Source organism: Ruegeria sp. CI8 (assembly GCF_056536865.1).
The window spans coordinates 1540348-1563245 of the sequence record NZ_JBQFQL010000001.1 but is presented as its reverse complement, the minus strand read 5'-3'; the positions used below and the strand labels follow the sequence as shown (position 1 = coordinate 1563245).

Genomic DNA, 22898 nt, shown 5'->3' with positions numbered 1-22898 from the left:
GACAGAATGAAATGAAAACAGGCTCTCTTCGGAGGGCCTTTTTCGTTGCCGCCGAGAACCGGAACGTATGGCGCCAGCGGCGGATCGGTTGCCAAAATTAGAGCGGAGCCGCCTGGAATGAGACGGCTCCGCATGGGTGGCTTTTGGACTTATGAGGTGAGGGGGTCAGGCCTCATGAGCAAAAGCACGGGGGGTTTGCAACAGAGCGGTTTTCTGCTCTGGGGTGAAGCGGTCCGACAGGCTCTCGATCAATTTGAGTACGGCCTGGACTTCTTCTTTCGTCGTCGCAGCGTGCATCTGCTCGACGAAGTATTTCTCAAGATCGGTCAGTGGCTGGTGGTCAAGATTTGCGGCACCGGCCTGTGCAAGCTTGGCTTGCTGACCCGAATTGAACAGGTCGAGCGCCTGATCGTCGCTCAGGAACACGTCGTAGTCGATGCTCGAATACTCGCGGATCGATTGGATACGGTCGTCCGAGCAATCCATCAGAGCGGCCATTGCGACCACTTTGCCCATCGGCTTGGCCGTTCCGACATAGTCGTACGGAGCATTTCCGGATCGTTGCAGCACCCGGTTCATAACCGGATCAATGACCGCGACCGAGTCGAGCACGCCAGCTTCCTGGGCGTATTCGAATGACCCAATCATGACCTCACTGGTCACATAGGATACGGAATTCTTGCCACGTCCCCGGCCGAGCCGTTTCGTGTCGACGCAGAACCGCGTGGCTTCCCAGACCTGGGCGCTGCGGATCGGCGGCTCGCCATCAAGGATTGAGCTGAAAACATCGGCCAGCATGTGCGGGCCGGTCGTCTGCAAGAGGCGCATGCACCCAACGACGTCCCCCTCGTCGTTGATGCTGACCACGTGTGCAGGATTGAGCGAGTCGAACTGATCGAATTCGCGCCCGTCCTGGATGTTCACTTCCCAGCCCAAGCGATCCCCGAACACGCGTGCTCGCAGCTTGAACATCTCATCCAAGACGTCTTTGAACTTATGCTGGTTGATGCCATCAATAACGATGATCATTCCATCCCCCTACAGTTTGGTTACCGTAAGGAGCAGATTAACCAAGTTTCGAAACAAGACTATTGGGGATATCCCGTATTTTTCTGCCTTAATTGTTAACCGGGGTAAATTAACCCCAGACCAATGGCACGACCGATCGCCTGGGCGGTCGTAAGTGCGCCCAGTTTCTCTCGCCCGGAACGCATATGCACCTCGACCGTCCGGTGCGAAATGCACAGAATATCTCCGATATCCTGCTGGGACTTGCCCTCGGCGACCCATTGCAGGATTTCTTTTTCGCGCGAGGATAGGGTCGGAAGGTATAGAGCCTTGGCCAAAAGGCCAGATTGCATGACGGTGTCATGTGCGTGAACCGCGGCCATCTGGAGGTCGCCCATCACGTGCTTTTTAAGCTTTTTCCATTCCTCGTCCGTGCAATCCTTGGTCACGCTGAGCAAGCCAGTTTCGCCATAAGGCCCCCGAACCGGAACCGTCAGGCCGCGGTCGGTGATCCCGAAATCATGAGCGTCACGGAACACCGCGTTGAACTTGTCGTCGTGATTGAAGCGGCCCCAGTCAACCGGCGCGATGCTGAGCGCCGACTGGTACAGGGTGGGATCAAGGTGATGATAGCCTTGCGTGGCGTAGTGGATCTTCCACTCATCCGGGTAGTTTGCGTAACCTTGGACGTCACCATTCACGGGATGGGTCGTCGCATAGGACGCATAGTCGAATCCAAGTTCGTTGCAGACAGAATTAATTATGTCGTAAGCCGACCGTTCATCATGATCAATTGTGGCCAAGTCAATAAGTTTCACTCGTCCAACCTTTGTCCCATCGGCATTTCCCCCGAAAAATGCCGTATCTGTCCGTATCACAGCCTACGTTGCGTCAATCTGAACAGATTGCGCAACCCATTTGTACATATCACATGGAGTTATTGAGTGCTAATGGCAACAGACAACCTCCGGATTATTTCATCCTGTGAGGTATTCGCGGTCAAATTGGACGCTGTATAAACAGGTGTCGATTGCCCCGTTGACGCTATTCTGACCGCAAGCCGGTTTCAACCAGCATTCCGCGAGCCTTGGCTTCGGGGTAGTACCCCTTTGCATAGAGGAAGATCGCGCGCTGCTGGTCGCCGTCGGCCAGCATCCAGGCCCCGCGAAGATACTTGCCCGCGTATTCCAGATTGGTGTCCGCATCCAGAAGCCCCTTGGCGTCGCCCTTGTAGCCCATCGAACGAGCGGTGGCGGGAAGGATCTGCAGCAGGCCGTAGTATGGCCGGTTCGTCGCCCAGGGGCGATGCGTGCTTTCGCGGATCGCCAGCTTATGGACCAGTTCCCGCGGCAGTTCATAGTGATCAGCCCATTTGTTGATCGACTCGCGCAATTCAGGCGTTTCGTTAGGGTAGAGCGGCGGCTCGAATGCCTGTTCCTTCGTCGCTTTGCCAGATGGGTCGCTGCAGGCGGCAATCGGGGCAGCCAGAAGCACTGAAAGCAATATTCGACGCAGGACCTTTGCCATGCAACTTCTCCGGGTTGTTACGCGGCTGGATGATACGAAAGTGGCCCCGGGTCGCAAGTCCGGCGCGCTGCGGTGGCCAAAAATTGCCAGTAGAAAGAAAAAGGCCGCGCAATGCAGCGCGGCCTTTAAGATCAACAGACCTGATCGGATCAGGCTTTGGGTTCGTCTTCTTCGGTCGAAGCGTCGGCGGCAACCAATTCTTCGTCTTCCGAAGCGGCCGAGCCGATGTCGTCGAACAGTTCCGCGATTTCAAAATCTGCGGCAGCCTCTTCTTCAGCGGCCAGTTCCTGGATCGACTTGCCCGATGCCTGAAGTTCGGCTTCTTCTTCCGAGCGGGCAACGTTCAGTTTGATTTCGACCTCGACCTCGGGGTGCAGCTTGACGGAAACCGTGTGCAGACCCAGCTCTTTGATCGGCGAGACCAGAACGACCTGCTTCTTGTCAACAGTGAAGCCAGCAGCGGTCGCGGCATCGGCTGCGTCACGCGGGGTGACCGAGCCGTACAGCGCACCGGCGTCCGATGCCGAGCGAATCACGATGAACTGCTGACCGTCCAGCTTTTCAGCCAGAGCTTCAGCTTCTTTCTTGGTTTCCAGGTTGCGGGCTTCCAGCTGTGCTTTCTGGGCTTCGAACGAGGCGATGTTGGCCTCGGACGCGCTCAGCGCTTTGCCTTGCGGCAGCAGGAAATTGCGGGCGTAGCCGGGCTTGACGTCGACGACATCGCCCATCTGACCCAGTTTCGCAACGCGTTCCAGAAGGATAACTTGCATATCAGTCTCTCCTTACTTCACGGCGTAGGGCAGCAGGGCGAGGAAGCGGGCGCGCTTGATGGCGCGGGCCAGTTCACGCTGCTTCTTTGCCGAAACGGCGGTGATGCGCGAAGGCACGATCTTGCCACGCTCGGAAATATAGCGCTGCAGCAGACGGGTGTCTTTGTAGTCGATCTTCGGCGCGTTCTCGCCCGAGAACGGGCAGACCTTGCGGCGGCGGAAAAACGGTTTTGCGGCCATGGTTTGGTGTCCTTTCCTCAGGCGTTGATCAACGGCGCTCGCGGCGGCCATCGCGCTCATCGCGCTTCTGCATCTGGACCGAGGGGCCCTCGGGATGTTCGTCGACCTTGATGGTCAGAACGCGCATCACGTCTTCATGCAGGCGCATCAGGCGCTCCATTTCCTGAACGGCGCCCGACGGTGCGTCGGTCTTCAGGAAGGCATAGTGGCCCTTGCGGTTTTTGTTGATCTTGTAGGCCATCGTTTTGACGCCCCAGTACTCGCTGTCGACGATCTTGCCGCCGTTGTCAGCCAGTACGGTGCCAAAGTGTTCGATCAGGCCCTCGGCCTGCGCGTTGGACAGATCCTGACGCGCGATCATTACATGCTCATACAGTGGCATGTTCACTCCTGTTTATATCAAGGCGCATTTCATAGGCGGGGCCAGCAACCCTTCGCGACCCTGCCACGAGAGGCTGCGCGGTTCATGCGTATTGCGAAGGATGGCCCCGTATACACGTTTCTGGATGGGGGGCAAGCCCTGCCATGAATGCCTTTCTCACGCCGCCCAATTACCTTTGGGCTGCCCAAATCCTGACGCTTTTCGGCTTGAGGTTGTTTGCAAGCCCGGCGTTACCCGGGGGGTCTCAAGAAACTTGGACAGGGCAAAAGCGATGGCCGTCATGAACACGAACACATTTCAACAGTCCGCAGCCGGCGCAGCATACGACAAATCCGTGCCCGTGCTTATTTCCTTTGCACCGAATTGGAAGGCCCGGTTGGTCCTGTTCCGTGTGCTGGGTGCATTTCTGATCGTATCGGCCTTTTCGATGTGGCTGATGCCGGGTTCGGTCATCGGGGCCGACGTCTGGACCATCAAGCTGGCCGCGTCTCTGATGTTCCTGATCCTCGGGGTGAGCCTGCTGACCATCGAGGTTCTGGATCCGCGCCCCGACGCATATTTCGACCCGATCCGCCGCGAGGTTCGGGTGCTGCAGAAGAACGAAAACGGGCGTCCGCAGACCGTACTGCGCCGCAGCTACGATACTTTGGGCGGAGCCCGGTTCGTGGACGACCAGGTTGAACTCTTTGAAGTCGATGGCAGCCTTCTGATGAAGCTGCCGCTGGAATCGGCGGATGTCAGCCGAGCGCTGAAAGGGCAACTCAGCGGAAGCGTAACAATTTTCGCCTGAATTTTATTCTGTTCATTGAGGAACAGAATTTGTGAGAGAATGAAGGTTGTGTGCCGCCCATGGGCGGCACATCTTTGTTTTGGAGCAACCCAACCGGTTTGCGCTTTGAAAACTTTCGGAGATTGTCATGAAATCCACCCTTATTGCAGCAGCACTTGCCACGGCGGCGACCTCGGCCATCGCGGCCCCGGAAAAATACGTTCTGGACCCGAGCCACAGCCAGGTTGTTTTCAGCTACAACCATCTTGGCTTTTCGACCACCACCGGCATGTTCTCGGGTTTCGAGGGCGAAATCATGTTTGATCAGGAAGATCCTGCAGCGTCGAGCGTGACGGTTTCGATGCCCGTGGTCGAGATGATCACCGGCTGGAAGCCCCGTGAAGATCATTTCATGTCCGAAGATTTCTTCGCGGCGACCGCCGAGGAAATGGTGACATTTACCTCGACCTCGATCGAGGTGACGGGTGAGAACACCGCAAAGATCACCGGGGACCTGACCTTGAATGGTGTGACCAAGCCAGTGGTTCTGGACGCCAAGCTGAATCAGGTCGGCGAGCATCCGATGGCGGGCAAGCCTTGGGCCGGGTTCGATGCCACCACCACCCTGGTGCGCAGCGATTTCGAACTGGGCAAGTTCGCGCCTTTCGTCGGAGATGAAGTTGCCATCGCGATTTCGGTCGAGGCGCAGAAGGCCGACTGATCCGGGCTTCAGAACTAGAGAAACCGCCGGTGGCCGATGCCCCGGCGGTTTTTTCGTGTCGTCGGCTTACTGAGCGTTACGTGTTGCCGTCAACTCGACCGAAACGGTGACGGCGAAGGCCAACGAATCCTCTTTCGGCATCGATTGGCCAACCCCGAAGTCGAGGCGGTTGAGGTCCATCCTGCCGGACATTTTGGCAGTCTCGCCTTTGATGTCCAAAGAGAAGGGCAATACAACGTCCAGTGTTTGATCGCGGATGGTCAGCGGGCCCCTTGCTTCATACCCCGTTTCGGTTTTGTAGATCTCGGCATCGAACTGGGCCGTCGGGAATTGCGACTTGTCGAAGAAATCAGCTCCCATGGCCTGATCGGTTACCGTACCCAGGCTTAAAGACCCGATGGAGACCCTGACCTCTACCGACCCGGCCGGACCGGGTTCGACGGGGTCGTCAAACGTGATTGCGGCGGTCCAGTCTGAAAACTGACCGGTAACAGGGTTGCCCAACTGAGTGATCGTGATGGTAAGCGTGCCTTCTTCCACCTGCCAATCCGATTGAACCGCCGCCAACTCGGCCGTTTCAACCTCGGCATCAGGCTTACCTGAAAAACTGCCGGTCAGTAGGCCGGCTGACAGAACGCCAACCCAGACAAGCCCAGCAGCCGCGGCGGGAACCATCGAGTGCTTCTGTTCCGGCGGAACCGGCGCAGCGGACGCCCCGGGCAACATTCGCCGCAGGGTGCTGTCCTTGTCGATGACGTGGTGTTTCAGTGCTCCGGCGATATGCAGGGTCAAAGCTGCGACGAGAACCAGCATGAAAAGCCAGTGCAGCGTTGCCATCACCTCGGCCAGATGCTCGGACTTGGGCACCAGTGGCAGGTTCTGCCCAAATGGCCAGAGGATGGGCGCAAAGCCTTCGGTAGCAGCGTGGTCGATCCAACCCGACAGAGGAACCAGAACCAAGGACCCGTACAGCAGCCAATGGACCGTTTCAGCCGCAAAGGCCTCGGGCTTGTTGTCGGCGTTCAGCAGTCCGGGCTTGGTTTGGGTGAGCGACCAGAGAATGCGTGCCAGCGCAACGAAGAAGACGGTGATCCCAACGGTTTTGTGCAGGGAAAACAGCCGTGCGGCTTGGGCAAGATCGGCCTCGGTGGTGGGGATGGTCGGGTCATAGATTGCATGGGCCAGGTTGTTGGCGAACCACCCCAAGGGCAAGGCGGTGAAGATCAACAATGCGGTCAGCCAGTGGAATGTCTTGGTCACGCTGCCATAGCTGACATTGGTGTTGGTTAGGGACATTGATCTTGCGCTCCGGGTTTTCTGCTGTGGCCAAGGTAACCGTGTGACGCACATAGACAATAGCGTGTGGCGCACAGACCCGGTGCCGTCACGCAGAGTGCAGGCAGTGCTTGTGCCGGAACCTCACTCGGTTTACACCCCGGCGCAACCTAACGTCATCCAAGAGGTTGCAATGACACTTGCGTTCGTTTTTCCGGGGCAGGGCGCCCAGACCATCGGCATGGGCAAGGCGCTGGCCGACGCTTATCCGGCCGCCAAGGCCGTGTTTGACGAGGTGGACGAAGCGCTGGGCGAAAGCCTCAGCAGCCTGATCTGGGATGGCGACATCGAGACCCTGACTCTGACGCAGAACGCGCAGCCGGCGTTGATGGCCACATCGATGGCGGCGATGCGCGCGCTTGAGGCCGAAGGGGTCGATGTGACACGGGCCGCCTTCGTGGCCGGTCATTCGCTGGGCGAATACTCGGCCCTTGCCGCAGCCGGCGCGCTGAGCGTGGCCGATACGGCCCGCCTGCTACGCACTCGCGGTCAAGCCATGCAGAGCGCCGTTCCAGTGGGCGAGGGCGCGATGGCCGCGATCCTGGGACTGGATCTCGACGCCGTTCGCGCCGTGGCCGAAGAGGCCGCACAGGGCGAGGTGTGCCAGGCTGCCAATGACAATGACCCCACGCAGGTCGTGGTTTCGGGTGCCAAAGCTGCCGTTGAACGCGCCGCTGAAATCGCCAAGGAAAAGGGCGCGAAGCGCGCTGTGATGCTGCCGGTCAGCGCTCCGTTCCATTGTGCCCTGATGCAGCCTGCCGCCGACGTGATGGCCGAAGCTCTGGCGGGAGTCGAAATCAAGGCGCCGGCGGTTCCACTGGTTGCCAATGTCCGCGCCGAGGCGGTCACCGATCCCGACCTGATCCGGCAATTGCTGGTCGAGCAGGTCACCGGTTCGGTCCGGTGGCGCGAATCCGTTCAGTACATGGTGGCGCAGGGTGTGACCGAAGCGTGGGAGATCGGTGCGGGCAAGGCTCTGTCGGGCATGATCCGCAAGATCGATCGGTCCGTGGCCTGCTCCGCCGTTGGCACGCCGGAAGACGTTCAAAAAGCGCTGCAGGCAGGCGATTAACTCAAAGCTGGTCCGACAGGACACTCGAAAAGGATACCGGTATGTTTGATTTGACTGGAAAATGCGCCCTTATCACCGGGGCTTCGGGCGGGATCGGGGGCGAGATTGCACGCACCTTGCACGCCGCAGGGGCTACTGTTGGTCTGTCCGGCACGCGCGTCGAACCGCTGCAGAAGCTGGCGGATGAACTGGGCGAGCGCGCTCATGTCCTGCCGTGCAATCTGGGTGATCCCGAGGCCGTGGCCGCGTTGCCGAAACAGGCCGCCGATGCCATGGGGTCCGTTGATATTCTGGTCAACAATGCAGGCATCACCCGCGACAACATCTTCATGCGCATGTCCGACGAGGAATGGCAGAGCGTGATCGACGTGAACCTGACCGCTACCGCCAAGCTGTGCAAGGGTGTGCTGCGGGGCATGATGAAGGCGCGCTGGGGCCGCATCATCAACATCTCGTCCGTTGTTGGTGCAACCGGCAACCCGGGTCAGGTGAACTATGCCGCGTCCAAGGCGGGCATGGTCGGCATGACCAAGTCGCTGGCCTACGAGGTCGCGAGCCGTGGCATCACCGCCAATGCCGTCGCGCCGGGTTTCATTACGACCGCGATGACCGACAAGCTGACCGATGAGCAGAAATCCGGCATCCTGACGCAAGTTCCCGCCGGTCGGATGGGCGAGCCATCTGAAATTGCGGCGGCCGTTCTGTACCTTGCAAGCCCCGAAGCGGGCTATGTTACCGGAACCACCTTGCATGTGAACGGCGGCATGGCCATGTTGTAGGCGCAGCCAGGGGCAGATGCGAAAGCGTTTGCCTCTTGCGTCGTCTGTGCTATAGGCGGCGCATGTAATCAGGGGCCGGTCGTTCAGGTCGGCCTTCTACTTTCCCGGAGACCCGGGACCCAAACCGCCCGGATCGGGCAAACCAAGGCCACCCCGAGCGGGCAAGGGCAGAACCGGGCAGACCGCCCTGAAATGGAATGAGGAATAGACATGAGCGACGTCGCAGATCGCGTTAAAAAGATCGTTGTTGAGCACCTGGGTGTTGAAGAGGACAAAGTCACCGAGAACGCGTCCTTCATCGACGATCTGGGCGCGGACAGCCTGGACACCGTTGAGCTGGTCATGGCTTTCGAAGAAGAGTTCGGCATCGAGATCCCCGATGATGCAGCCGAGACCATCCAAACCTTCGGCGACGCCGTGAAGTTCATCAGCGAAGCTTCCTGATCGCTTTGAATTTGACCGAAAACGGCGCTTCCGGGCAACGGAAGCGCCGTTTTTTTTTGCCCGCTCGAATTCCCGCTTGCCTCGTGGAAAATCGGTTTGCACTGTTTGCGATGAGGCAACAAAACACCGGGTAAGGGCATGAAAAGATCCGCCCCGATGATCAACACCGCGCGCCTGATGATGTGCGCAATGCGCCCCGAGGACTTTGAACGGTTCGCGGAGATTTGGCGTGACCCCTGCGTGGTGCGTCATATCGGGGGCAAACCCCGCACCCGTGGCGAGGCGTGGGACGCGTTCCTGCGCAATGCGGGACACTGGCAGATGGCTGGATTCGGGCAATGGGCCGTGTTCTTGCAGGCGAATCGCAAATTGATAGGTCAGGCAGGGTTCTTTTACGGCAACCGCTGTCTGGGCGAGGATTTCGACACCTTCCCCGAGGCCGGTTGGGTGTTGGCGCCCGAGGCGCATGGCCTGGGATATGGGCACGAGGCCGTTCAGGCCGCGCATGACTGGTTCGACCGGATCATGCCCGGGCCGTTGGTGTCGATGATTGACGCGGATCATGAGGCCTCGCAAAAGTTGGCGGCCAAGCTTGGGTATAAATTGCTGCGCGAGACAGAGTATCGGGACAGCCCGGTGAAACTGTTTCGACGCGACGGCCCTCCGGCCCGGAACTGAAACGCTTCTTTTTTCGCGGTGACGCAAACGGATCGTCGTTTGCCGAAACTGAGAAACGCGAACCTGCGCGCGACCAGTATGCTATTGTGGATATCCGGAACGATTGAGCGGAGGAGTGTGCTCATGAGGGTTTATCCTACAATGGAATTGCAGAGCGGCCGCTGTGTCACGCTGGACAAGGGCCGTCTGGACGAACCGATGATCTGGCATGTCGATCCGGTGGAAACGGCCCAAGGCTGGGCCGCCGCAGGTGCCGAGTGGATGCACCTGACCGATTTCGATGCGATCGAGGGGCGGGACACGAACTCTGCGCTGGTCGAACAGATCATCCGCAGCGCCGAGCTGCCTGTTCAACTGGCGGGCGGGTTCCGCTCGCGCGAGCAGGTCGAGCGTTGGATCGACAAAGGGGCGGGCCGCATCGTGATCGGCACCTTGGCGGCGCGTGATCCCCATCTGTTCAAAGAGTTGGCCAAGCTATACCCAGACCAGATCGTGTTGGCGGTGGACGTGTGGCAGGGCTACGTGATGACGGATGGCTGGCGCACCCAAAGCGCGTTCACCCCGGAGGCTTTCATCGAAGCTTTTGCGGATGCTCCGATGGCTGCCATTCTGGTCACCGATATCGACAGCGACATGGTGGATGTCGAGGCGCAGCTGGGCCTGATTTCGGGGCTGGCCGCGCATTCGCGCACACCGGTGATCGCCAGCGGCGTCGTGCGCAGCAGCGACGACATCTCGCGTCTGGCCTACATTCCCAATATCTCGGGCGCGTTGGTCGGGCGGGCGCTGTTCCGTAAGACGGTCGACCTGTCCGAGGCATTGGCAGTGGCCAAAACCGCCCATGAACCAGTGGCACAGTTCCAGTAACGCAGCCTAATCCATCCGAGCCGCCCCTGACAGGTCGTCGGGGGCGACCCGCGTAGTTCTCCTCTGGCCGGGCGCGGCGTATGGCGCGGGGGCAGGCGGCAAGCTGCCGGTGCGGAATACGCTGTTGCTCTTGCCCCCGGACCCCGGGCCGGGGTATGAGCGTTTCTCAAACAGGAAGCAGGCAAGAGGCATTTCATGCGCAGAGTCGTTGTAACCGGTCTGGGATTGGTCACTCCACTGGCCAGTGGGGTCGAGGAAACCTGGTCGCGGCTGCTGGCCGGAGAGTCAGGTGCCGGCCCGATCACCTTGTTCGATGCCGAAGCCGCAGGGGTCACCACGACCTATGCCTGCGAGGTGCCCCGCGGTGACGGGACCAACGGGACCTTCAACCCCGATGACTGGATGCCGCCCAAGGAACAACGCAAGATCGAGGATTTCATTCTGTATTCGATCGCTGCGGCAGAGATGGCCTGCAAGGACGCCAACTGGCTGCCCGAGGACGAGGAAGAACGTCTGCGCACCGGCGTTCTGATCGGGTCGGGCATCGGTGGTCTGGGCTCGATCGCGGAAACCGCCAACCTGATCCGTGACAAGGGCCCGCGCCGCGTGTCGCCGTTCTTCATCCCGGGCGCGCTGATCAACCTGGCCTCGGGTCAGGTCTCGATCCGCTTTGGCTTCAAGGGTCCGAACCATTCGGTGGTGACCGCCTGTTCGACCGGTGCCCACGCGATCGGCGATGCCAGCCGGATCATCCGGTCGGGAGATGCCGACGTGATGATCGCCGGCGGCGGCGAAGGCTGCATCTGCGAGATCGGGATTGCCGGTTTCAACGCCTGCAAGGCGCTGTCTACCAAATATGCCGACAACCCCAAGGCCGCCAGCCGCCCCTATGACGTCGACCGCGACGGTTTCGTGATGGGCGAGGGCGCCGGCATCGTGGTTCTGGAGGAATACGAGCATGCCGTGGCCCGCGGCGCCAAAATCTATGCCGAGGTTCTGGGCTATGGGATGTCGGGCGATGCCTATCACATCACGGCGCCGGCCGAGGATGGCGACGGGGCGGAACGCTCGATGAAGGCGGCACTGCGCAGCGCAGGGCTCGAGCCGAAGGATCTGGACTATATCAACGCGCATGGCACCTCGACCATGGCCGACACGATCGAACTGGGGGCCGTTGAACGGCTGCTGGGCGAACATGCCAGCAAGGCGACGATGAGTTCGACCAAATCGGCCACCGGGCACTTGCTGGGGGCCGCGGGCGCGATCGAGGCGATCTTCTCGATCCTTGCGATCCGCGATCAGGTCGCCCCGCCGACGATCAATCTGGACAACCCGGCGGTGGAAACGCCGATCGACCTTGCGCCGAATGCCAAGCGCGAGCGGGAAATCAACGTGGCGCTGTCGAATTCATTCGGCTTCGGTGGCACCAATGCCAGCGTGATTTTCGGGAAAGCATCGTAAATGTGGCGGGCTCTGGCATCCAATGCGCTGACCTTTCTTGTGGTCGCCATGTTTCTTCTTGGCGGTCTGATCCTTTGGGGGCAGTCGCAGTACAAGGCCGAGGGCCCGCTCGATACCGCCATTTGCCTTAGGGTGAAGGGTGGTTCGAACATGAACAAAGTCAGCCGTGATCTTGAAGATCAGGGCGCGATCAGCAGCGCAACGATCTTTCGTATGGCGGCAGACTACACCGACAAGTCGCAGCAGCTGAAAGCGGGTAGTTTCCTGATCCCCGAAGGCGCTTCGATGGCGGAAATCATCGACGAAGTCACCCGCAGCGGCGCCAGCACATGCGGAACCGAGGTCGAGTACCGCATCGGTGTGACCCGCACTCAGACGCGGGTTCGCGAGCTGGACCCTGCAACATTGAATTTCGTCGAAGTCGCGTCATTTGTCGTTGGTGAGGACGAAGTCCCTGAAGTCTATCAGGAAAAGCGTAACCAAGCCGATACGCGATACCGCGTGTCCTTGGCCGAAGGTGTCACCAGTTGGCAGGTCGTTGAGGGGCTGAAGGCGGTGGATGCCCTGACCGGAGAGGTCTCGGAAATTCCGCCTGAAGGCATGTTGGCCCCGGACAGCTACGAAATCTCACCGGGTGATGAGCGAACGGCTTTGCTGCAAAAGATGCAGGACCGACAGCAAGAGCGGATTGCGCGGGTTTGGGAGACGCGTCAAGACGGTTTGCCCCTGTCCAGCCCCGAAGAAATGCTGATCCTCGCCTCGATCATCGAGAAGGAGACAGGCATTCCGGAAGAGCGCGGTCAGGTTGCCAGCGTCTTTGTGAACCGCCTGAAGCAAGGCATGAAGCTGCAGACAGATCCCACGGTGATCTACGGCGTGACCAAGGGTCAGGGCACGCTGGGCCGAGGCCTTCGCCGCAGCGAGCTTCGGCGGAATACGCCGTGGAACACGTATTTGATCGATGGGTTGCCGCCCACACCGATTGCCAACCCGGGTCTGGCCAGCTTGCAAGCTGCCGTGGCGCCAGACGAGACCGATTTCGTGTTCTTCGTCGCAGATGGAACCGGCGGCCATGCCTTCGCCAAGACACTGCAGGAACACAACCGAAACGTTGCCAAATGGCGTGAGATCGAAGCCGAGCGGAACAATTCGGGTAACTGATCCGCTCGCTGGTCGAGAGCAGAGCCGGCATAAATCAGGCGGACAACCCGCCTGAGAAATAAAAAGTCAAAATCCTGGAAAAAAACTGCGCGCATGGAGACATGCGCGCAGTTTTTTTATGCGGCCGATTTGCGGCGCGGACGGCGCCGACGGTTGGCGGGGCCATTTGTGCCCTGCGGTTTCGGGCCACGGCGTCGATTGCGCTGGCGATTGCCGGGCTTGGCGGCCTCTGCGGCTTCGGGTGCCGCTCCGCTGGCGACCGGGATCTCGATCTTCATCAATTTCTGAATCTGACGCAGCAGATCAAATTCATCTGGTGCACAGAAGGCGATGGCTTCGCCTTCGCGGCCGGCCCGAGCGGTGCGGCCAATGCGGTGCACATAGTTGTCAGGAACGTCCGGCAGGTCATAGTTGATGACATAGGCCACCCCGGGAATGTCGATGCCACGGGCTGCCACGTCGGTTGCAACCAGAACTGTGATCTCGCCGGCGCGGAAGGCCTTGATGGCGCGATCCCGCTGGCCCTGGCTCTTGTTGCCATGGATCGATGCTGCGTTGTAGCCGTCGGCCACCAACCCTTTCATCAGCTTTTCCGCACCATGCTTGGTCCGGGAGAACACAAGCGTCAGGGCGTCGGTATCACGCGAAAGGATCTCGCGCAGCTTAGCGGGTTTTCCCGGCTTTTCAACGAAATGCACCGACTGGGTGATCTTGTCGGCCGCCTTGCCCGGAGGCGAGACCTGTACCCGTTGCGGGTTGGTCAGGTAGGCGCGGCTGAGTTCCTCCATCTGCTTCGGCATGGTGGCCGAGAACAGCATGGTCTGGCGCGGAGTGCCCAGTTGCGGCGCGATTTTGCGCAGAGCGTGGATGAAGCCGAGGTCCAGCATCTGGTCGGCCTCATCCAGAACTAGGTGCCGAACCGAGCCGAGATCGACCGCGCCACGTTCCATCAGGTCGATCAAACGACCGGGGGTCGCGACAAGAATATCGGTCCCACGCGACAGGAACATGATCTGTTTGTTGATCGACTGTCCGCCAACAACTGTGGCCACGCGCAGTTTCGTCTTTTTGGTAAGCGTGCGGAGGCTTTCAGCGATCTGGTTCACCAGTTCGCGGGTTGGGGCGAGGATCAGGGCCTTGGCAGTCTTCGGCGCCGGTTTGCCGGGCTGCGCCAGAAGGTGGTCGATCAGCGGCAGGCCAAAGGCCAGCGTCTTGCCGGTGCCGGTCTGGGCAAGGCCCAGAATGTCATGTCCTTCCAAGGCCAACGGGATGGCCTGGTTCTGGATCGGTGTGGGTTGAGTGAAATTTGCGCGCTCGAGCGCGTCGTTCAGTGCCGGCGCGAGGCCGAGCATGTCGAAATCGAACAAGTCGTCTTCCTTTGTAATCCGCGCCGGCATTGGCCGTGCGCGAACAAGAGTAGCTGGCCGTGCGGATTGCACGACCGGCAGGGAGTGTGCGCAGCCTCAGGATTTGCGGGCGAGTCCCGCAACATCCGGCTTTTGCGTCAAGAACCCTGCGTGAATGGGAACTGGGAAAATTGGGCGCTATCTCGGACCTCGGTTCGGTCCGCGTGCTCACGCGGCAGCGCTGTGGCGTAGATGAGCGCTGCTGAGGCGAATGTCAAGCCAACACCGGCAGTCAAGGCTGCCGGTGTCCTATCCGTTGCAAATGGATGGTCAACGACGAGGCGTCGAGGCGGCGGCAGCCAGCGCCTTTTCGACTGCCTGTGCGGTGGAGGGGTGCCCGGCCTTGGACAGGCACGAAGCAATTATACCCGCGTCAGGGCGCTCGGGGCGCTTGCCGGGCTTGGGACGATCGCCCAGGCAGCTTTGGAGCGCAGATTGCGGAACGCCAATCTCGCTGGCGATCTTGCCAAGATCAGGTCCGCGGTGCCCTGTCTGAGCCTGCGCCACTGTGCCGAAGAGCATCAGGCCTCCCAGACAGATTACCGAGACATAGCTGAGGGGATGGTACATTTTTTGTCCTTCAGAAGTTTTTCGTATGTTTGCGGTTCTTGGTGTTTATGCAGATTGCGTGTGCAATCCGTTTTTGAAACGCACGACGGGAATTACTCCGTCGCGGAAATCTTGCCGATCACAGAATTGGTTGCGGTCCCTGAGCTGGATAAGGATTTTGTTAACACTGGCAGTGCGTTACTTGTTGCGCGCTGTTGCGTCGGAGCTTGACTGAGCGCCCGATTTCGCGTATAAGTTGTGTCATGCTAGAAGAAGTGGGCAACGGCCCCGGGGCGACCCGGCGGCCGTTTTTCATTTCTCTCGTGCGGAGATCACTCACGCATGAGGTCACAGGCAAACATGACTTTGATTACCCCGGAAGAGCGGATGTCCCGGACGGCCGAGCTGTTGCAGTCGTTGGAGGTGTCTATTCGCGGTTTGCGGCAAGCGGCGGAAGACCTGCGCAAGCGGATCGAGACCGGGGAGGATGCAGACCTGGCGAGTTCAGCCAGACAACTCGGGCAGCTAGAGGGGCTGATCCGAAGTTGCCAGAAAGTGGAGACAAGCTTTGTCGAACAATGTCACAGACAAGCGGGAATTGCCCAAGGGGGCTATGCGCTCGACCTGGAGCGGGCCCGATCTGAGATCGGGTGCCGATTGGCTCGCCTCCGCGCCTGCTGCGGTGCGGGACAGGTTTCTGAGTGAGATCGGGGAGGGAGGGCTATGTGCCCTCCCTTTCCTGTTCGAGTTCTGGGCGCTGCCGCATCAACTGCCGCCCGAGGGCGACTGGCGGTCTTGGGTTATCATGGGCGGGCGTGGCGCGGGCAAGACGCGGGCCGGGGCAGAGTGGGTGCGATCCGTGGTCGAGGGGGCCAAGCCGTTTGATGAGGGTGAGGCCCGGCGCGTGGCGCTGGTGGGTGAGACCTTTGACCAGGTGCGGGACGTGATGATCTTTGGCGACAGCGGAATCATGCAGTGCTCTCCGCCTGACCGGCGACCGCAGTGGAAGGCGTCGGAACGCAAGCTGGTCTGGCCCAACGGTGCCGAGGCACAGGCCTTTTCGGCTCATGACCCCGAGGGGCTGCGGGGGCCGCAGTTCGATGCGGCCTGGGTGGATGAGCTGGCCAAGTGGAAAAAGGCAGGCGAGACCTGGGACATGCTGCAATTCGCGCTGCGACTGGGTGAGCGGCCGCGGGTCTGCGTGACCACGACGCCGCGCAACGTGAAGGTGCTGAAGGACCTGTTGGCGGCACCGTCGACGGTGATGACCCATGCGCCGACCGAGGCGAACCGGGCTAACCTGGCGGAGTCCTTTTTGCAGGAGGTGCGCGCGCGTTATGCGGGCACCCGGCTGGGGCGGCAGGAGTTGGACGGGGTGCTGCTGGCCGATGCCGAGGGGGCGTTGTGGACTGGCTCGATGCTGGATGCGGCGCGGGTCAAGGCGGTGCCCGAGCTGGACCGCGTGGTGGTGGCGCTGGACCCGGCGGTGACGAGCGGATCGGGCGCGGATGCCTGCGGGATCGTGGTGGTCGGCGCGCAGGTGCAGGGGCCGCCCGAGGACTGGCGCGCCTATGTGCTGGCCGACCGGACGGTGCAGGGCGCTGGCCCGGCGGGCTGGGCGCGCGCGGCGATCGACGCGATGGACGAGTTCGGGGCCGAACGGTTGGTGGCCGAGGTCAACCAGGGCGGGCAGTTGGTGGAAGAGGTGGTGCGGCAGGTGGACCCTCTGGTTCCGTTCCGGGCGGTGCGGGCCTCGCGCGGGAAGGTGGCGCGGGCCGAGCCGGTGGCGGCGCTGTATGAACAGGGACGGGTGTTCCATGTGGCCGGGCTGGACGCGCTGGAGGAGCAGATGTGCCAGATGACCGCGCGGGGGTTCGAGGGGCAGGGCTCGCCCGACCGGGTCGATGCGCTGGTCTGGGCGTTGCATGAGCTGGTGGTGGCGCCGGCAGCGGCATACCGGCGGCCGAGGGTGCGGGTTTTGTGATCAGCCCTCGGGCTTTTCGAACTTGGCGAAGGCCTCGGCGTAGTCGGGGTGCCAGCGCGAGAGGGCGGGGCGATTGTGGATGATGTCCTCGGCAGCCCATTGAACCCGGCGGCGGTCGCGTTCGGCATCGACGTCGTTGTCGGGGCAGAGGATGTAGAAATCGCCCTGGGACATGCGGTCGAGGAAATAGTCAACGGTTTGCTCGCTGGTCCAGGCTGCGGCTGGTTTTTCCGGCAGGAATGACGCGATCATGCCGGTATAGGTGAAGCCCGGAACAAAGAGATGCGCGGTGATCGGCGCGCCGGACTCGCGCAGCTCGTGCGCGAGCTGTTCGGTCAGCGTTTTGACGGCGGCTTTTGAGACATTGTAGCCGGGGTTGCCCGGCGGGGCGGTGATCCCCTGCTTTGACCCGGTGTTGATGACGACGGCCGGGCGGTCCGCCTCGATCATGCGGGGCAGGAAGGCGTGGATGCCGCGCAGGACCCCTAGAAAGTTTACGTCGAGAATTTTCTGCCAGTTGTCGAATGACTCCCATGCTTTCGTCGGCAGGCTGATCCCTGCATTGTTCGTCAAGACGGCAACCTGCCCGGCGGCGAAAGCTGTGTCGGCCAGGTTTTCCATGTCGGCTTGCGAGGTGACATCCGTCGGCACCGCGGTGATGTTTACTGCGTCAAGACCTGCCTTCAGGTCTTCCGTTGTTGCGTCGAGCGCCTGTCCCGGAAGGTCGGCGAGTATGACGTCCAGCCCGGCCTGGGCAAAACGTTGTGCCGCGACGCGACCGACTCCGCTGGCGGCGCCGGTCACGACAGCGATCCCTCCGGTCTTCACTGCGCTTTCATACATGGCTGGCCCCTCGTGATGCTCAAATGCAGAGGATAGCGCATTTCCGTCGGATGCCGAGGTTTATCCTGCGGGCACACGTTCCAGAGCCGTTGCGCAACCGCCGAACGCCCCATTCCCGAGGCTTAAAGATCTTTCCGTCATAACTCCTTTCAACAAGCCGGGCAGAGCGGCGGCAGAAAGGAGCATCTGGACATGGTATTCGATTTCTTGCGTCGTGGATCGGCTGAGAAAGCCCCTGAGGCAAAAGCAAGCGCAGCCGGGCCGGTGGTGGCCTGGCAGACCGGCGGCCGCGTGGCCTGGAGCCCGCGGGACACCGTCTCGCTGACGCGCACGGGGTTCTCGGGCAACCCGGTGGGGTTCCGGTCGGTCAAGCTGATTGCCGAGGCCGCGGCGGCGCTGCCTCTGGTCCTGCAGGACGATGCGCAGCGGTACGAGACGCACCCGGTTCTGCGCCTGATGCGCCGTCCGAACGCGGCGCAGGGCAAGGCCGAGCTGCTGGAGGCGCTGTTCGGGCAGCTGCTGCTGTCGGGCAACGCCTATGTCGAGGCGGTGCGGGCCGAGGGCGGGCTGCCGGTCGAGCTGCATGTGCTGCGCTCGGACCGGATGAGCGTGGTGCCGGGGGCGGATGGCTGGCCCAAGGCCTATGACTATACCGCCGGGGGCAAGACGCACCGGTTCCCGGCTGAAGCCATCTGCCATATCAAGTCGTTCCACCCGCAGGATGACCATTATGGGTTCTCGCCCATGCAGGCGGCGGCGATGGCGATCGACGTGCACAACAGCGCCTCGCGCTGGTCGAAATCGCTGCTGGACAATGCCGCGCGGCCTTCGGGCGCGCTGGTGTGGAAGGGCGGCGACGGGCAGGGCGCGATGACCGAGGAACAGTTCCGCCGCCTGAGCGACGAGATCGAGGCGAACTATCGCGGGGCGCGCAACGCCGGGCGTCCGATGGTTCTGGAAGGGGGGCTGGATTGGAAGCCGATGGGCTTTTCCCCCTCGGACATGGAGTTTCAGAAGACCAAGGAAGCCGCCGCCCGCGAGATCGCGCTGGCCTTCGGTGTCCCGCCGATGCTGCTGGGGATCCAGGGGGACGCGACCTATTCGAACTATCAGGAGGCCAACCGGGCGTTCTATCGCCTGACCGTTCTGCCCCTGGTGACGCGGGTGGCGGCGGCGTTGTCGGACTGGTTGTCGGGCTTTACCGGCGAAGATCGGGTGCTGAAGCCCGATCTGGACCAGGTGCCGGCGCTGGCGACGGAGCGTGACGCGCAATGGGCGCGGGTGGCCAATGCCGATTTCCTGACGGATGCCGAAAAGCGTGCTCTGCTGGGCCTGCCGGCGCTGGCGGAGACGGCGGATGGCTGACACGCCGGGATACCCGCCCTTTGACTGCGCGCCGGGCCTGCGTCTGGCCGCGCACGAGAGGGTGGCCGAGATCCAGCATGCGCATCTGTGCAGGCGACTGGATCAGATCGAGGAAATGATGGAACGGCTGGAGCGGCGGTTGTGGCTGACGGTCTATGGCGTGGCGGCGGTGATCCTGGCGCAGGCGTTCCAGTCTTTCCTGACGGTAGCGCCATGAATTCAGTGGCTTACGAGGAGTTGTTCATGGATTTGGAACGCAAGTTCGCGCGGTTCGGCGATGGGCTGTCGGTGACCGAAGACGCGGTGATCGAGGGCTATGCCAGCCTGTTCGGCCAGGTCGATCAGGGCCGCGACGTGGTGCAGAAAGGTGCCTATGCCGCGTCGCTGGCCGGGCTTAAGGCGGCCGGTCAGCGGGTCAAGATGTTGTGGCAGCACGACCCGGCCCAGCCCATCGGCGTGTGGGACGAGGTGCGCGAGGATGAGCGCGGCCTGTGGGTCAAGGGGCGGTTGCTGCAGAGCACCCAGAAGGGGCGCGAAGCGGCCGAGCTGATCCGCGCGGGTGCGCTGGACGGGCTGTCGATCGGCTATCGCACCAAGCGGGCCGTGAAGGATGACAAGGGCCGGCGGCTCTTGACGGAACTGGAGCTGTGGGAGGTGTCGCTGGTGACCTTCCCGATGCTGCCCAGTGCGCGGGTGGCGGCAAAGGGGACGGACCCCGATGCCGAGGACACCTGGCGCAGTATTGCCGAGGTGTTCCAGAGCGCCCGGCAGGAGCTGGCGCGACCCTAGCGCGCCTCAACCCCCACCCAGAAAGGAAGTGCTGATGAGCAAGACCGAGACCGCGGCCTTGACCGGAGAGGGTGTGCCCCTGGTTCAGGAGGTGAAGCAGGCGATGGCTGGCTTCGTTAGTGAATTCAAGGGCTTGAAGACTGAAGTTCAACAGAAAATGCAACAAACAGAAGAGCGACTGACCATGCTGGATCGTAAATCAACCATCGCGGCGCGCCCGCATCTTGCGGCCTCGACCCTGGAGGAAGCGCCGCACCAGAAGGCCTTTGACGCCTATGTGCGCTCGGGCGATGACGATGCCCTGCGCGGGCTGGAAATCGAGGCCAAGTCGCTGTCGACGGCCGTCAACAGCGATGGCGGCTACCTGGTCGATCCGCAGACTGCCGAGATGATCAAGTCGGTGCTGAAATCCACCGCGTCGATCCGCTCGATCGCGTCGGTCGTGAATGTCGAGGCGAATTCATTCGACGTGCTAATCGATCATACCGATGTGGGCGCGGGCTGGGCTGCCGAGAACGCCACCGCCGCCGAGACCGGCACCCCGTCGATCGACCGCATCTCGATCCCGCTGCACGAGCTGAGCGCGCTGCCCAAGGCTTCGCAGCGGCTGCTGGATGACAGCGCATTCGACGTCGAGGGCTGGCTGGCCGGCCGTATCGCCGACAAGTTCGCCCGCGCCGAGGCGGCGGCTTTCATCAACGGTGACGGCATCGACAAGCCCAAGGGCATCCTGAGCCATCCGGCGGTGGACAATGATGTCTGGACCTGGGGCAACCTGGGCTATGTGCCCACCGGTGTCGCAGGCGGCATCGATGCGGATGCGATCGTGGACGTGGTCTATGCGCTGGGCGCGCAGTACCGCGTGAACGGCACCTTCGTGATGAATTCGAAAACCGCGGGCGTGATCCGCAAGCTGAAGGATGCCGATGGTCGCTTCCTCTGGTCGGACGGCCTGGCGGCCGGCGAGCCCGCGCGTCTGATGGGTTATCCGGTGCTGATCGCCGAGGACATGCCCGATCCGGGCACCGACAGTTTCTCGATCGCGTTCGGTGACTTCTCGGCCGGCTATACCATTGCCGAGCGCCCCGACCTGCGCGTGCTGCGTGATCCGTTCAGCGCCAAGCCGCATGTCCTGTTCTATGCCACCAAGCGCGTGGGCGGCGACATCAGCGACTTTGCCGCGATCAAGCTGGTGAAATTCGGCATCGCATAAGCGGTGACGGATCCGGGGGGCCGGTGGGCCGGTCCCTCGGTAGGCGGGCGCGGGCCGGGGTGAGATCCCCCGCGTTGTCTAGCTGCTCCCCTCCGTCCGAGCAACGTGGGGCGGCACGTGCCCGCCATTTTCCAAGGATGCGGCCCCCGGAGGGGTCCGAGATTGCGGAGTGAATGGATGATGTTGATCGAAGAAACCGCCATCGCGGATGCGGCGCTGCCGGTGGATCAGTTCAAGGCGCATCTGCGGCTGGGCACGGGATTTGCCGAGACCAGCCTGCAGGACGACGTGTTGAAAGGGTTCCTGAGGGCGGCGATGGCCGCGATCGAGGCGCGCACGGGCAAGGTGCTGATATCGCGCAGTTTCACCTGGACCCTGAGCCGCTGGCGCAACGACGCGGGCGAGGTTCTGCCGGTCGCGCCGGTGACGAGTATCTACGCGGTGACGCTGACCGACGCGCAGGGCGCCCAGCAGGTGGTGGCGCCCGGGGCCTATCGCCTGGAGCGCGACAACCAGCGCCCTTGCCTGCGCCCGATGGGGGCTTGCCTGCCCTCCATTCCCGCCGGTGGAGAGGTGACCATTGCCCTGACCGCCGGGATGGCGGCGGATTGGGGCGGGCTGCCGGCGGATCTGGGGCAGGCGGTGCTGCTGCTGGCGGCGCATTACTATGAGTATCGCGACGAGACCAGCCTGGGCGACGGTTGCATGCCCTTCGGTGTGACCAGCCTGATCCAGCGCTATCGCATGGTGCGCTTTGGCGCGGGGGTGATGCAATGAACGCGCCCCGTCTGAACCGGCAACTGGTGCTGGAGGCCCCGATGCGGGTGGCCGATGGCGCGGGCGGCTATGCCGAGACCTGGGCGCCGCTGGGCACGCTGTGGGCCGAGGTGTCTGCCCGGACCGGGACCGAGCGCTCGGTCGCGAATGTTCCGGTATCGCGCGTGAGTTACCGCATCGTGGTGCGTGGCGCGCCCGAGGGGTCGTCGATGCGTCCGGCGCCCGATCAGAGGTTCCGGGAGGGTGAGCGGCGTTTCGTGATCCGCGCGGTGGCCGAATACGACGCGGCCGGGCGCTATCTGACCTGTTTCGCGGATGAGGAGGTGGCGGCATGAGCTATGGCGTTTCGGCGGCGCTGCAGGCCGCTGTGTTTCAGCAACTTGTCAATGACAGGGGCATTTCATCCCAGGTCGGCGACGCGGTCTTTGACGCGGTGCCTTCGGGGGTTCTGCCGCAGACCTACATCACCCTCGGCCCGGAAGAAGTGCGCGAGGCCTCGGACAAGACGGGGCAGGGTACGTTGCATCGGTTCACCGTATCGGTGGTTTCGGAGGCCGCCGGGTTCGGTGCGGCCAAGACCTTGGCCGGTGCGGTGTGCGACGCGCTGGACGGCGCCGCGCTGACTCTGGATCGGGGGCGGCTGGTGGGGCTGTGGTTCGAGCGGGCCTCGGCCCGGCGCACCGGAACGGGCGGTGCGATCCGCCAGATCGACCTGAGATTCCGCGCCCGCGTGGAAGACAACTAAGCAATCAATGGAG

General features: G+C 62.0%; 27 protein-coding genes. 17 read left to right on the top strand and 10 right to left on the bottom strand.

Annotated features, from left to right (window positions below; translation table 11 throughout):
- Window positions 1-165 precede the first annotated feature (165 nt).
- The 6 genes from ACR0DA_RS07710 to rpsF form a co-directional block, all read right to left on the bottom strand.
- Entirely contained in the window at window positions 166-1029 is an 864-nt protein-coding gene (locus ACR0DA_RS07710; RefSeq protein WP_480753495.1) for an acyl-homoserine-lactone synthase, read from the bottom strand.
- Window positions 1030-1124: 95 nt separating this feature from the next.
- Complete coding sequence (locus tag ACR0DA_RS07705; RefSeq protein ID WP_170338055.1) at window positions 1125-1826, bottom strand: helix-turn-helix transcriptional regulator; 702 nt, start codon at window positions 1824-1826, stop codon at window positions 1125-1127.
- Between the two features lie 226 nt (window positions 1827-2052).
- Window positions 2053-2535, bottom strand: coding sequence for a lytic transglycosylase domain-containing protein (locus tag ACR0DA_RS07700; RefSeq protein WP_170372326.1), 483 nt, complete (start codon window positions 2533-2535; stop codon window positions 2053-2055).
- Window positions 2536-2684: 149 nt separating this feature from the next.
- Window positions 2685-3305: a 50S ribosomal protein L9 gene (gene rplI, locus ACR0DA_RS07695; protein WP_093962414.1), complete on the bottom strand. Its 621-nt coding sequence runs from the start codon at window positions 3303-3305 to the stop codon at window positions 2685-2687.
- A 12-nt stretch (window positions 3306-3317) separates the two neighbouring features.
- Window positions 3318-3545 carry a 30S ribosomal protein S18 gene (rpsR, locus tag ACR0DA_RS07690; RefSeq protein ID WP_005608650.1) on the bottom strand — a complete coding sequence of 76 codons (228 nt, stop codon included), beginning with the start codon at window positions 3543-3545 and terminating at the stop codon, window positions 3318-3320.
- A 28-nt stretch (window positions 3546-3573) separates the two neighbouring features.
- Complete coding sequence (rpsF, locus tag ACR0DA_RS07685) at window positions 3574-3927, bottom strand: 30S ribosomal protein S6 (protein WP_093962413.1); 354 nt, start codon at window positions 3925-3927, stop codon at window positions 3574-3576.
- 280 nt (window positions 3928-4207) lie between these two features.
- On the opposite strand from rpsF, the gene ACR0DA_RS07680 reads away from it, so the two are divergent.
- Window positions 4208-4717 carry a hypothetical protein gene (locus ACR0DA_RS07680; RefSeq protein ID WP_254430700.1) on the top strand — a complete coding sequence of 170 codons (510 nt, stop codon included), beginning with the start codon at window positions 4208-4210 and terminating at the stop codon, window positions 4715-4717.
- A 127-nt stretch (window positions 4718-4844) separates the two neighbouring features.
- Window positions 4845-5417, top strand: coding sequence for a YceI family protein (locus ACR0DA_RS07675; protein WP_170599482.1), 573 nt, complete (start codon window positions 4845-4847; stop codon window positions 5415-5417).
- Between the two features lie 66 nt (window positions 5418-5483).
- On the opposite strand, the gene ACR0DA_RS07670 is transcribed toward ACR0DA_RS07675, so the two are convergent.
- Complete coding sequence (locus ACR0DA_RS07670) at window positions 5484-6713, bottom strand: cytochrome b/b6 domain-containing protein (protein WP_480753494.1); 1230 nt, start codon at window positions 6711-6713, stop codon at window positions 5484-5486.
- 172 nt (window positions 6714-6885) lie between these two features.
- Here ACR0DA_RS07670 and fabD point away from each other — a divergent pair, with 172 nt between their 5' ends.
- The 7 genes from fabD to mltG all read left to right on the top strand — a co-directional run bounded on the left by fabD (window position 6886) and on the right by mltG (window position 13214).
- Window positions 6886-7824, top strand: a complete 939-nt coding sequence (fabD, locus tag ACR0DA_RS07665) for an ACP S-malonyltransferase (RefSeq protein ID WP_170338067.1) — start codon at window positions 6886-6888, stop codon at window positions 7822-7824.
- Between the two features lie 41 nt (window positions 7825-7865).
- Window positions 7866-8603: a 3-oxoacyl-[acyl-carrier-protein] reductase gene (gene fabG / locus ACR0DA_RS07660; RefSeq protein ID WP_170338567.1), complete on the top strand. Its 738-nt coding sequence runs from the start codon at window positions 7866-7868 to the stop codon at window positions 8601-8603.
- Between the two features lie 210 nt (window positions 8604-8813).
- Window positions 8814-9047 carry an acyl carrier protein gene (locus ACR0DA_RS07655; protein ID WP_005982462.1) on the top strand — a complete coding sequence of 78 codons (234 nt, stop codon included), beginning with the start codon at window positions 8814-8816 and terminating at the stop codon, window positions 9045-9047.
- 138 nt (window positions 9048-9185) lie between these two features.
- Window positions 9186-9725: a GNAT family N-acetyltransferase gene (locus ACR0DA_RS07650; protein ID WP_093962408.1), complete on the top strand. Its 540-nt coding sequence runs from the start codon at window positions 9186-9188 to the stop codon at window positions 9723-9725.
- 123 nt (window positions 9726-9848) lie between these two features.
- Window positions 9849-10592, top strand: a complete 744-nt coding sequence (locus ACR0DA_RS07645; protein ID WP_480753492.1) for a 1-(5-phosphoribosyl)-5-[(5-phosphoribosylamino)methylideneamino]imidazole-4-carboxamide isomerase — start codon at window positions 9849-9851, stop codon at window positions 10590-10592.
- Window positions 10593-10787: 195 nt separating this feature from the next.
- A complete protein-coding gene (gene fabF / locus ACR0DA_RS07640) occupies window positions 10788-12053 on the top strand; it encodes a beta-ketoacyl-ACP synthase II (RefSeq protein ID WP_170338075.1) in 1266 nt (421 codons plus the stop codon).
- Window positions 12054-13214, top strand: coding sequence for an endolytic transglycosylase MltG (gene mltG / locus ACR0DA_RS07635; protein ID WP_170338572.1), 1161 nt, complete (start codon window positions 12054-12056; stop codon window positions 13212-13214).
- Between the two features lie 116 nt (window positions 13215-13330).
- Here the strand turns inward: mltG and ACR0DA_RS07630 are convergent, their stop codons facing one another.
- The gene (locus ACR0DA_RS07630) at window positions 13331-14581 is read right to left on the bottom strand and encodes a DEAD/DEAH box helicase (RefSeq protein ID WP_170340027.1); all 1251 of its coding nucleotides are present in this window, start codon (window positions 14579-14581) and stop codon (window positions 13331-13333) included.
- Window positions 14582-14890: 309 nt separating this feature from the next.
- Window positions 14891-15190: a hypothetical protein gene (locus tag ACR0DA_RS07625; RefSeq protein WP_480753490.1), complete on the bottom strand. Its 300-nt coding sequence runs from the start codon at window positions 15188-15190 to the stop codon at window positions 14891-14893.
- A gap of 592 nt (window positions 15191-15782) precedes the next feature.
- Between ACR0DA_RS07625 and ACR0DA_RS07620 the strand changes: the two genes are divergently transcribed.
- Window positions 15783-17153, top strand: a complete 1371-nt coding sequence (locus ACR0DA_RS07620) for a DNA-packaging protein (RefSeq protein WP_480753915.1) — start codon at window positions 15783-15785, stop codon at window positions 17151-17153.
- On the opposite strand, the gene ACR0DA_RS07615 is transcribed toward ACR0DA_RS07620, so the two are convergent.
- Window positions 17154-17996, bottom strand: a complete 843-nt coding sequence (locus ACR0DA_RS07615; protein ID WP_480753489.1) for an SDR family NAD(P)-dependent oxidoreductase — start codon at window positions 17994-17996, stop codon at window positions 17154-17156.
- Between the two features lie 192 nt (window positions 17997-18188).
- On the opposite strand from ACR0DA_RS07615, the gene ACR0DA_RS07610 reads away from it, so the two are divergent.
- From ACR0DA_RS07610 to ACR0DA_RS07580, 7 genes are all read left to right on the top strand, one after another.
- Entirely contained in the window at window positions 18189-19361 is a 1173-nt protein-coding gene (locus ACR0DA_RS07610; protein WP_480753488.1) for a phage portal protein, read from the top strand.
- Complete coding sequence (locus tag ACR0DA_RS07605; protein ID WP_093962401.1) at window positions 19354-19578, top strand: GTA head formation protein, RCAP_rcc01685 family; 225 nt, start codon at window positions 19354-19356, stop codon at window positions 19576-19578. Before ACR0DA_RS07610 ends, ACR0DA_RS07605 begins: the two co-directional genes overlap by 8 nt.
- 26 nt (window positions 19579-19604) lie before the next feature.
- Entirely contained in the window at window positions 19605-20150 is a 546-nt protein-coding gene (locus ACR0DA_RS07600; protein WP_170363230.1) for an HK97 family phage prohead protease, read from the top strand.
- A gap of 34 nt (window positions 20151-20184) precedes the next feature.
- A complete protein-coding gene (locus tag ACR0DA_RS07595; protein ID WP_480753487.1) occupies window positions 20185-21363 on the top strand; it encodes a phage major capsid protein in 1179 nt (392 codons plus the stop codon).
- Between the two features lie 177 nt (window positions 21364-21540).
- Window positions 21541-22140 carry a head-tail connector protein gene (locus ACR0DA_RS07590; protein ID WP_480753485.1) on the top strand — a complete coding sequence of 200 codons (600 nt, stop codon included), beginning with the start codon at window positions 21541-21543 and terminating at the stop codon, window positions 22138-22140.
- Entirely contained in the window at window positions 22137-22475 is a 339-nt protein-coding gene (locus ACR0DA_RS07585) for a phage head closure protein (RefSeq protein WP_480753484.1), read from the top strand. The genes ACR0DA_RS07590 and ACR0DA_RS07585 overlap by 4 nt, the downstream gene beginning before the upstream one ends.
- Entirely contained in the window at window positions 22472-22885 is a 414-nt protein-coding gene (locus ACR0DA_RS07580) for a DUF3168 domain-containing protein (protein ID WP_005982485.1), read from the top strand. The genes ACR0DA_RS07585 and ACR0DA_RS07580 overlap by 4 nt, the downstream gene beginning before the upstream one ends.
- Window positions 22886-22898 lie beyond the last annotated feature (13 nt).